Source organism: Paenibacillus sp. FSL H7-0350, from assembly GCF_038593195.1.
Taxonomy (GTDB): domain Bacteria; phylum Bacillota; class Bacilli; order Paenibacillales; family Paenibacillaceae; genus Paenibacillus_AQ.
The window spans coordinates 4,456,771-4,467,467 of the sequence record NZ_CP151972.1 but is presented as its reverse complement, the minus strand read 5'-3'; the positions used below and the strand labels follow the sequence as shown (position 1 = coordinate 4,467,467).

Genomic DNA, 10,697 nt, shown 5'->3' with positions numbered 1-10,697 from the left:
AACCCAAGGGTTCTTTTTTGGAAGCAAGCTTCCGATTTGAATGTCTTCATTGCAGAAGACGATTCTCCATAGAAAGGAGGTGATCCAGCCGCACCTTCCGATACGGCTACCTTGTTACGACTTCACCCCAATCATCTACCCCACCTTCGGCGGCTGGCTCCCTTGCGGGTTACCCCACCGACTTCGGGTGTTGTAAACTCTCGTGGTGTGACGGGCGGTGTGTACAAGACCCGGGAACGTATTCACCGCGGCATGCTGATCCGCGATTACTAGCAATTCCGACTTCATGCAGGCGAGTTGCAGCCTGCAATCCGAACTGAGACCGGCTTTGCTGGGATTGGCTCCACCTCGCGGCTTCGCTTCCCGTTGTACCGGCCATTGTAGTACGTGTGTAGCCCAGGTCATAAGGGGCATGATGATTTGACGTCATCCCCACCTTCCTCCGGTTTGTCACCGGCAGTCACTCTAGAGTGCCCAGCTTAACCTGCTGGCAACTAAAGTCAAGGGTTGCGCTCGTTGCGGGACTTAACCCAACATCTCACGACACGAGCTGACGACAACCATGCACCACCTGTCTCAACTTTCCCCGAAGGGCACCTGATGCATCTCTGCTTCGTTAGTTGGATGTCAAGACCTGGTAAGGTTCTTCGCGTTGCTTCGAATTAAACCACATACTCCACTGCTTGTGCGGGTCCCCGTCAATTCCTTTGAGTTTCAGTCTTGCGACCGTACTCCCCAGGCGGAGTGCTTACTGTGTTAACTTCGGCACCAAGGGTATCGAAACCCCTAACACCTAGCACTCATCGTTTACGGCGTGGACTACCAGGGTATCTAATCCTGTTTGCTCCCCACGCTTTCGCGCCTCAGCGTCAGTTACAGCCCAGAAAGTCGCCTTCGCCACTGGTGTTCCTCCACATATCTACGCATTTCACCGCTACACGTGGAATTCCACTTTCCTCTTCTGTACTCAAGTCACCCAGTTTCCAGTGCGACCTCAGGTTGAGCCCAAGGTTTAAACACCAGACTTAAATAACCGCCTGCGCGCGCTTTACGCCCAATAATTCCGGACAACGCTTGCCCCCTACGTATTACCGCGGCTGCTGGCACGTAGTTAGCCGGGGCTTTCTTCTCAGGTACCGTCACTCCGGTAGCAGTTACTCTACCGGACGTTCTTCCCTGGCAACAGAGCTTTACGATCCGAAAACCTTCATCACTCACGCGGCGTTGCTCCGTCAGGCTTGCGCCCATTGCGGAAGATTCCCTACTGCTGCCTCCCGTAGGAGTCTGGGCCGTGTCTCAGTCCCAGTGTGGCCGTTCACCCTCTCAGGTCGGCTACGCATCGTCGCCTTGGTGGGCCATTACCCCACCAACTAGCTAATGCGCCGCAGGCCCATCCCCAAGCAGCAGATTGCTCCGCCTTTCATTCTCTCCTCAGGAGAAAAAAGAAATTATCCGGTATTAGCTACCGTTTCCGGTAGTTATCCCAGGCTTGAGGGCAGGTTGCCTACGTGTTACTCACCCGTCCGCCGCTAAGTTTGAAAGGAAGCAAGCTTCCTTTCAAACTCCGCTCGACTTGCATGTATTAGGCACGCCGCCAGCGTTCGTCCTGAGCCAGGATCAAACTCTCCAAATTGGTATTTAGAAAGAGCGATTGCTCATTTTGAAACATCTGACGAGAATTTACATTCTCTAATTTGGATCTCACCGAAGCGATCTCCGATACTCACTCGTTGTTCAGTTTTCAAAGATCAAGCTCGTTGTCAGCGCCGCTCACCGCGTCACCAGCAACTCTTATAATATATCACATCCAACCGATCAATGCAAGCTCTTTTTTTAACTTCTTTTTCGAGCTCGGCGTTGATGTTTCGCGGCCAGAAATATAATATATCATGGATAGAGATTCATTGCAAGCATTATTTCTAAATCATTTGACCAGAGCATTTAATCCCCCGATGCCAAGAGAACTGCCTGAGCAGCTCTCTTAGTTATCCGGGTCGGACTAAGAGAAACCCTTAGTCTTTATTACGCATATGCGGGAACAGCAGTACATCACGGATAGACGCTGAATTGGTCAGCAGCATGATCAGACGGTCTACACCGATTCCAAGGCCCCCTGTTGGCGGCATGCCGTACTCCAGAGCTCGGATGAAATCATCATCCATCTCATGGGCTTCATCATTGCCCTGCTCTTTCTCGTGAATCTGTGCTTCGAAGCGCTGGCGCTGGTCAATCGGATCATTCAGCTCGCTGAACGCATTGGCATGCTCGCGGGCTACAATGAACAGCTCGAACCGGTCGGTGAAGCGCGGGTCCTCTTCATTCTTTTTGGCAAGCGGTGAGATCTCTACAGGATGTCCCATAACGAAGGTCGGCTGAATCAGCGTCTCTTCCACAAACTGCTCGAAGAACGCATTGAGGATATGTCCAAAGCTCATATGCTTCTCCACTGGTACCCGGTGTTCCTTAGCCAGAGCCTGTGCTTCTTCATCCGTCATCTGAACACCGAAGTCTACTCCGGTTACTTCTTTAACGGCATCCACCATAGTCACACGGCGCCAGCCTGGAGACAGATCTACTTCCTGTCCCTGATAATTAATCACCTGGGAGCCAAGTACCTCCTGGGCAATATGAGCGATCAGGCTCTCTGTCAGATGCATAATGTCCTTGTAATCCGCATACGCTTCATACAGCTCGATCATTGTGAATTCCGGATTATGGCGTGTTGAAATACCTTCATTACGGTATACACGGCCAATCTCATAGACTTTCTCCAGACCGCCGACGATTAGACGCTTCAAGTGCAGTTCAATGGCAATCCGCATATACAGCTGCATGTCCAGCGTGTTGTGGTGGGTAATAAACGGACGGGCCGCTGCTCCGCCTGCGATAGCATGCAGGGTTGGAGTCTCCACCTCCAAATAGCCCAGCGAGTCCAAATAACGGCGCATCGACTGGATGATCCGTGAACGCATGATGAAGGTCTGCTGTACCTCAGGATTAATGATCAGGTCCACATAACGCTGACGGTAGCGGAGTTCTACATCCTTCAGACCATGATACTTCTCAGGAAGCGGGAGCAGGGACTTGGACAGCACCTCAAGGTTATCTACTTTAATAGAGGTTTCGCCGGTCTTTGTCTTGAACAGGGTTCCCCGGATACCGACGATATCGCCAAGATCAAGGATCGTGAAGGCTGCATATTGTGACTCAGGGATACTGTCCTGGCGCACATAGATCTGGATTTTGCCGCTAAGATCCTGGATGTGAGAAAAGCTTGCCTTGCCCATGACCCGTTTCGCCATAATGCGTCCAGCCACACTGACCTCCAGCGCCAGCTCGTCCAGCTCTTCCTTGGTTTGCCCGTCGTATTTGGCCAGAAGATCGCCAGCAGCAGCGGTACGCTCATATTTCTTGCCAAAAGGATCGATCCCGAGTGCGCGGAGCTCGTCCAGCTTACCCCGGCGGATCTGCAGCAATTCACTTAATTCATTCTCTGTAGTTTCGACGTTGTTGATTTCTTCCGTCATGTTCTTCATCCTCTCTTACTCACTATACAAAAGAAGAAACGGCTCCACCCCGATCTTGAGGACAGTCCGTTCCGGTACAAAATATAAGCTGTATGTGTTCACCCATATTTTACGGCTGGTATTTACTTTGAAAAAAGCTTCCCTAAGGAAGCTCTCGGAACCGTCTTACTTCATTTTGATATCAAGAATTTTATATTGAATGACGCCTGCAGGGACACTAACATCCACAATCGTACCAATCTTCTTGCCGATGATCGCTCTGCCTACAGGGCTCTCATTAGAAATTTTGTTGTTCAGCGGATCGGATTCGGCAGTACCCACGATAGTGTACTCCATAATGTCGCCATACTCCATATCCTCAACGTTCACCGTTACCCCGATGCTTACCACATCTGTCACGATCTCATCGCTATTAATGATACGGGCATTGCGGAGCATCTTCTCCAAAGTAAGAACCCGTCCTTCAATAAAAGCCTGTTCATTCTTCGCGTCTTCATATTCCGAGTTTTCACTGATATCTCCGTAGCCGATGGCCACTTTGATACGCTCCGCCACCTCGCGGCGCTTCACGGATTTGAGGAACTCCAGTTCTTCTTCCAGACGCTTAAGTCCGTCCGGTGTAAGGATGACTTCTTTATCGCTCATCTCAACCGATTCTCCTGTCGTATACATTTATTGAAAACACCATACTATATGCGAATCCGGAGGGATCAGAACCCTCCTTCACCATTGCTCCTGCTGTAACGGCGATTTTATACTGTGAAATTATATTGGAACCGCTACAAAATGTCAATGACGCCCCATATAATGTTTAGCAATACTCAATAAAGCACACAGGAACGGGGCTTAGTCCCAGGAATATGTGAGGCTCATACGGCGAAAAGCTCGCTATCTGCGCTATTCTGGTCCTCATCCTGCCTAAGCTGACCGACAAAATCATTCAAAATCCGCACCATCTCGTCACGTTTCGTTTCTTCCATAATAACGTCCTTCACGCGGGCCGCCGCCTTAAAGCCCTTCAAATACCAGGCCAGATGCTTGCGCATCTCACGGACTGCCACCGCTTCACCCTTAAGGGCAATCAGGCGGTCCATATGAAGAATAGCTACCTTAATCTTCTCTTCGGCGCCAGGCTCCGGCATCAGCACACCACTATCCAAATATTGAATCGTCCGGTACAGCATCCACGGATTGCCCAGTGCGCCACGCCCGATCATTACACCGTCGCAGCCGGTCTGGTCCAACATCGCCCGCGCATCCTCCGGCGTATTCACATCGCCATTGCCGATCACCGGAATCGATACTGCCTCTTTAGCCATACGGATATAATTCCAGTCGGCGCGTCCAGTATAGAGTTGTTCGCGGGTCCGCCCGTGTACGCTAACTGCCGCTCCGCCAGCCCGTTCCACCGCACGCGCATTCTCTTCAACGAAGATATGCTCGCTGTCCCAGCCGATCCGCATCTTCACGGTGACCGGTTTGTCCACGGCCTCGACTACTGCGGATACCATCTCATAGATTTTGTCCGGATTCAGCAGCCAGCGTGCTCCGGCATCGCATTTGGTCACCTTCGGCACCGGGCAGCCCATATTAATGTCGATGATATCGGCATTGGTTTCTTTGTCGACAATTCTCGCCGCATCCACCAGCGATTCCCGATCTCCGCCAAAAATCTGCAGGCTCAGCGGTTTCTCGCGCTCATCGACAAACAGCATCTCACGCGTACGCTGGTTGCCATGTACGATCGCCTTGCCGCTGACCATCTCCGCACAGACCAGGCCAGTCCCGAATTCCTTGGCAATCAGACGAAATGCCGGGTTACATACGCCAGCCATAGGCGCCAGCACGACCTGATTCTTCAATTCAATATCACCAATCTTCAGCATGGCCCAATCACTTCCCTACCTCAATTTGTAACGTTCAGCCCAGTCTTATGGTGCCGGATGGGCCAATTCCTCTACTGTCACTTCCAGAAAATCCGCAATTTTATTTAAAATTTGATCTTCCAAACGTCGGTTGCCCCGCTCCACTGCGCCAAGCACAGCAAGTGATATTCCGACAGAATCCGCCAGTTCCTGCTGCGTGTAGCCCTTCAGCTTCCGGAACGCTCTGACCCGCATTCCCATACGTTTGTTGTCCACAGGCGAATTCCTGCCTTTCCGTCTATGTCTTGCAGCGCTGTTGTAATTAATCTGCGGAATCCGGAAGACTCTTCGTTCTGCGATAGGATATCGCTTAGCGGCAGAAGGACAAACGCCCGCTCCAGCATCCTCGGATGAGGCAGCGTCAGATCCGGCGTGTCCAGGGTCAGCCCCTCTACCCACAACAAATCCAAATCTACCGTTCTCGGTCCATACCGCACATCCCGGACCCGGCCTAACTGGTTCTCTGTGTCCAGCATCACATGAAGCAGCTCCTCGGGTGCCAGTGTGGTGCGCAGAACAGCCGCCATGTTAAGAAACTGAGGCTGATCCAGATAACCGACAGGCTCCGTCTCGTAGACCCGGGAGGTGCGCACTACTTCAATCTTGTCGTGATGCTCCAGCCGGTGCAGGGCTTCTCTCAAGGTGCCTTGACGGTCACCCAGGTTAGCCCCTAAAGCAATATAAGCCTCTGATGCCTCAGAGGTGGAAGGTATGTTCATCAGTCTGTCTCACTTTCTCGTCCGGCGCAATTCTACAGTGACTCCCTGGAAATGAATATCAAAAGGAGGATGCGGCTTGGTCACCTGGACCGTTACTGCATTGATAACAGTATAAGTGTCCAGTAACCCGGATGCAATATGTTCCGCCAAAGCTTCAATCAGCTTGAAGGACTGGGTTTCGACAATTTTTTTGACTACAACATGAACTTCAGCATAATTCACGGTCTGCTCCAGATCATCGCTGAGCCCTGCTCCCTGCAAATCAAGCTCCAGCTCAAGGTCGATATAATAACGCTGGCCGAGCTTCCGTTCCTCTTCAAACACTCCGTGGTAACCGTAGTACTCCATGCGGTGCAGCTTCATTTTATCCATTAAGGGTACCTGCCTTCTCTTGAAGAATATAGTCTATACGCAGAGCACAGGTGTCCCTGCATATAACATGGCGTCACACATCTCTACGGTACGTTTCATCGCCGCAATATCATGAACCCGAACAAGCTGACAGCCCTGCGCAATCCCGAAGGCGACAGTAGCCGCGGTTCCCTCAAGAACATCATCTGCGGGCAGACCGAGGGCGGTGCGGATGAATTTTTTGCGCGAAGTGGCCAGCAGCACCGGATATCCCAGCTTCGTTAGTGCGCTCAGACCGGTCATGACCTGAAGATTCTCTGTATAGTCCTTGGCGAAGCCGATTCCGGGGTCCAGAATAATATTCTCCGGCTTCACTCCCGCTGCCAGCGCCAGGTGAATGCTCTCGCTCAGGTCATCCGTCATATCGCTGATCAAATCGTTATAATTACGGTCATGCCGGTTATGCATCAGAATGATCGGACAGTCTGCCTGCGCAGCAACCGCCGCCATCTGCGGATCGGCCTTGGCTCCCCATACATCATTGATGATATGCGCACCGGCCTGAACCGCCTGACGGGCGACTTCCGCCTTGTAGGTATCTATAGAGAGGGGGAGATGCGGGGCAGCTTGATGGATGCGCTCAATGACAGGAAGTACACGGGCCAATTCCTCTTCAGCACTCACCGGCTGGTGACCCGGACGCGTGGATTCTCCGCCTATATCGATAATATCGGCCCCCTCTGCCGCCATTTGCAGCGCATGCTCTACGGCTCTATCCCGCTCCGTCCACAGGCCCCCATCCGAAAAGGAGTCCGGCGTCACATTGAGTATCCCCATAATCAGCGTACGCTTGCCCAATTTCAGCTCACTGCTTCCGCAGCGGTAAGTCCGTTCATAGATCATCGGCTTCATATCAGCATATCCGTCCTTTCTCTGTACAGCTTCATAAGTGCAGCCGTCTGCTCTCCACAGCGCCCGCTGCCTATGGTTACCCGCCGGTCTCCATTCCATAAGGTGCTTACTGGTACAATCTCCTGCACAGAATTGGTGAGGAAGATTTCATCCGCAGCCGCAAGCTGCTCCCAGCGGTACAAGCCCTGTTCAGGCTGAAGGCTGGCCGCTGCCAGCTCAAGCACCATTTCCCGGGTAATTCCCGGAAGAATGCCGGTGGCGATATCGGGGGTATAGAGCCGCTTATTGGAGATGAAAAAAATATTGCTCACAATGCCTTCGGCGAGCTCTCCCTGTGCGGTCAGCATCAACCCCTCTGCCCCTCGCTCTGCGGACGGATACCCGGCTAATTCACGTTTTGCCAAAATGTTGTTCATATAGTGCAGCGATTTGAGTCTTACCGGGCCCTCCGGGGTATTACGCCGGTGGTTCAGAAGCTGAAGTTCTTTGCCTTCCGTGTAAAGGCTGGCTGGTGTAAACGGAAGGGCTTTGATATAGAGCAGATGATTAGGCTGCTTATAGGCTACGGATGGCAGACCCAGAATATCCTCACCGGCTGTAACGGTGTAGCGGATATACGCCTCACTAAGCTCATTCTTGTCCATTACAAGCTGAATCCATTCCCGCAGCCTCTGTACATCTGGCTCAAAAGGAATGCCCAGCTGGCGGCAGCCCTCTGCCATTCTGCTCAGATGACGCTCCAGCAGGAAGGGCTGCCCCCCATAGGTGCGGAAGGTCTCGAACAGACCCATGCCGTACAAAAAGCCGTGATCCAGAGCGGAGACCACGGCGTCTTTGGCGTCGACTGCTTTGTTGTTAAGTCCTATATATTTCATGCCGGTTCTCCGGCTCTCCGTTTCAGGAAATTGCGCAGTATGGTATGCCCATGATTCGTAATGATCGACTCAGGATGGAACTGTACCCCTTCAATCGGGTATTCCTTATGCCGCAAGGCCATAATCTCGCCTTCAGCGGTCTCGGCGGTAATCTCCAGACAATCCGGCAGACTCTCGCGTTCCACGATCAGTGAATGATAGCGTGTCGCTGTGAATGGAGACTCCAGCCCTTCAAATACGGAGGTGCCGTTGTGATGAATCGGCGAGGTTTTGCCATGCATAAGACGTTCTGCACGGATGACATTACCGCCAAAAGCCTGTCCAATCGCCTGGTGTCCGAGACATACGCCGAATATGGGGATGATGCCTTTGAAATGCTGCAGCAGCGCAAGGCTGATGCCTGCCTCATTCGGTGTGCAGGGACCCGGAGAGATCAGAATATGATCGGGGGCTAATGCTTCTATCTCCTCAATGCTGATCTCATCGTTGCGTGCTACCTTAACTTCTTCCCCCAGCTCACCCAGATACTGCACCAGGTTATACGTAAAGGAATCATAATTATCGATGACCAAGATCATAATGCGCTTCCTCCTTCGGCGCCGAGGGCAGCCCGCTCTTCCTGCTCGCGTTCACTGCAGAGAATGGCTTTTACTACCGCTTTGGCTTTGTTGTGGCATTCCCGGTACTCACGGTAAGGGTCCGAATCGATCACAATTCCCGCACCTGTCTGAATGTAGCCGATTCCGTCCTTCACTGCGAGCGTACGTATGATTATATTTAATTCCATATTGCCGTTATAGTCAATCCAGCCCATTGATCCAGTATATGGCCCCCGGCGGACCGGCTCCAGCTCTTCGATGATCTCCATGGTGCGCACCTTGGGCGCGCCCGTGATGGTGCCGCCGGGGAACAAGGCGGCAATGACATCGTACGCATCCCTGCCGGGTGCGACGATTCCCTCGACCTGCGAGACGAGATGCATCACATGCGAGTATCGCTCTACGGTCAGCAGCTCCGGCACGCTGACCGTTCCGTAGGCAGCGACACGGCCGATGTCGCTGCGCTCCAGATCGACAAGCATAATATGCTCGGCGATCTCCTTCTCGCTCCCGCGCAGTTCCGCCTCCATGGCGGCGTCCTCCGCGGGAGTATGGCCCCGCCGCCGGGTGCCGGCAATGGGGCGGGCGCTGACCTTGTCCCCGTGCAGCTTGACGAGCAGCTCCGGCGATGCGCTGGAGAGCGCGAAGCCGGGCGTGCGGAGCAGCCCCATGTACGGGGACGGGTTGAGTCTACGGAGCCATTCGTAGACGTCCTCGGGTGTGGATTTGAGCTGCGCCTGCTGGCGCAGCGAGAGGTTCACCTGGAATACATCCCCGGCGCGGATGTATTCCTGGACCTTCAGCACAGCCTGCTGGAAAGGCGCAGCAGAGAAATCCGAGCTCATGCCGGGCCACTCGCCGGTGATCTCAGCTTCGCTCTCTACACTGCGGGTCAGCTCCGCATATCTTGCAGCGGCGGCTTCTTCCGGCTCTGCCGGTGTATAGAGAACGCTCCACTGCTCCAGCATGCGCTCCGCACGGTGCACAGCAGCCTCATACAGACTCCTTAGCCCGTCCAGGTTACCGGATACAGTATCCGTTACAGGAATATGAACTGCACAGTAGAGCTGCTGCTCCTGCTCATCGTAGATCCACACTTCTTCCAGTCTCATGAACAGATAATCCGGGAATTCAGGGTTGTTCCTGGCAAGCGACGGCAGCTTCTCCAGGGAACGGGCCACATCATAGCCAAGAAATCCGATACAGCCTCCGGTGAACGGCGGCAGACCGTCAAGCGGCAGGCGGGGAGACGTATATTCCCTCATCCATGCCTGCAGCACTTGCAGCGGTTGGCCTTCCGTTACGGCAGACTCTATATGCCCTGAAGCCTTGGCTCCGGGAGTATAGCTCTGTGCAACAGCTCCTCGGCCTTCAATGATGGAGACAGGACTTAGACCCAGATAGGTGTAGCGTCCGCCCTTGCCGCTCTCCAGGACAACCGAATAGGGAGAAGCCTGTTCCCAGGCCTGCTTCCAGCTGCGGGGCAAGCCCTGATTGTCCTGCCGTTTCCTCAGGATCAGGGGCAAGACGCTCCAGGCTTCATCTGCCTCTGCCCACTGCTCCCAATCCTGCCAAGCCGTTAAGATCTCCACAACCATTCTCCCGCCTCATCGATAGTTTATTGCCTGTCAGTATACTGTACATAGGGTTACTTTGAAAAGCCCAAACGCCGCATGAAATATATTCATTCTTATATTTTCAAGTGGAAACGGCTTTACCGTCCTTTAAAATGACGGTACCGTTTCAGCGAGAAATAGAAGGATAATTAATCGTGTGCAACATATAAATT

Annotated in this window: 10 protein-coding genes and 1 rRNA gene; all 11 read right to left on the bottom strand. The window is 53.0% G+C overall.

Annotated elements, in window-relative coordinates; all coding sequences use genetic code 11:
- Window positions 1–72: 72 nt before the first annotated feature.
- Window positions 73–1,633: ribosomal RNA gene (locus tag NYE24_RS20475) — 16S ribosomal RNA — on the bottom strand.
- Window positions 1,634–2,012: 379 nt separating this feature from the next.
- Window positions 2,013–3,527, bottom strand: coding sequence for a lysine--tRNA ligase (gene lysS / locus NYE24_RS20470; protein ID WP_036696489.1), 1,515 nt, complete (start codon window positions 3,525–3,527; stop codon window positions 2,013–2,015).
- 165 nt (window positions 3,528–3,692) lie between these two features.
- Complete coding sequence (gene greA, locus NYE24_RS20465; RefSeq protein ID WP_036696487.1) at window positions 3,693–4,172, bottom strand: transcription elongation factor GreA; 480 nt, start codon at window positions 4,170–4,172, stop codon at window positions 3,693–3,695.
- A 224-nt stretch (window positions 4,173–4,396) separates the two neighbouring features.
- Window positions 4,397–5,413, bottom strand: coding sequence for a tRNA dihydrouridine synthase DusB (dusB, locus tag NYE24_RS20460; RefSeq protein ID WP_036696485.1), 1,017 nt, complete (start codon window positions 5,411–5,413; stop codon window positions 4,397–4,399).
- 45 nt (window positions 5,414–5,458) lie between these two features.
- Window positions 5,459–5,668 carry a helix-turn-helix transcriptional regulator gene (locus NYE24_RS20455; RefSeq protein ID WP_036696484.1) on the bottom strand — a complete coding sequence of 70 codons (210 nt, stop codon included), beginning with the start codon at window positions 5,666–5,668 and terminating at the stop codon, window positions 5,459–5,461.
- Window positions 5,620–6,171: a 2-amino-4-hydroxy-6-hydroxymethyldihydropteridine diphosphokinase gene (gene folK / locus NYE24_RS20450; RefSeq protein ID WP_076161674.1), complete on the bottom strand. Its 552-nt coding sequence runs from the start codon at window positions 6,169–6,171 to the stop codon at window positions 5,620–5,622. Before folK ends, NYE24_RS20455 begins: the two co-directional genes overlap by 49 nt.
- A 9-nt stretch (window positions 6,172–6,180) precedes the next feature.
- Window positions 6,181–6,543: a dihydroneopterin aldolase gene (gene folB / locus NYE24_RS20445; RefSeq protein ID WP_036696480.1), complete on the bottom strand. Its 363-nt coding sequence runs from the start codon at window positions 6,541–6,543 to the stop codon at window positions 6,181–6,183.
- Between the two features lie 33 nt (window positions 6,544–6,576).
- Window positions 6,577–7,434: a dihydropteroate synthase gene (folP, locus tag NYE24_RS20440; RefSeq protein ID WP_076161676.1), complete on the bottom strand. Its 858-nt coding sequence runs from the start codon at window positions 7,432–7,434 to the stop codon at window positions 6,577–6,579.
- Window positions 7,431–8,309, bottom strand: coding sequence for an aminotransferase class IV (locus tag NYE24_RS20435; protein ID WP_342476536.1), 879 nt, complete (start codon window positions 8,307–8,309; stop codon window positions 7,431–7,433). Before NYE24_RS20435 ends, folP begins: the two co-directional genes overlap by 4 nt.
- Window positions 8,306–8,887, bottom strand: a complete 582-nt coding sequence (gene pabA, locus NYE24_RS20430; RefSeq protein WP_036696474.1) for an aminodeoxychorismate/anthranilate synthase component II — start codon at window positions 8,885–8,887, stop codon at window positions 8,306–8,308. Before pabA ends, NYE24_RS20435 begins: the two co-directional genes overlap by 4 nt.
- A complete protein-coding gene (locus NYE24_RS20425) occupies window positions 8,884–10,506 on the bottom strand; it encodes an anthranilate synthase component I family protein (protein WP_342476535.1) in 1,623 nt (540 codons plus the stop codon). The genes pabA and NYE24_RS20425 overlap by 4 nt, the downstream gene beginning before the upstream one ends.
- Window positions 10,507–10,697 lie beyond the last annotated feature (191 nt).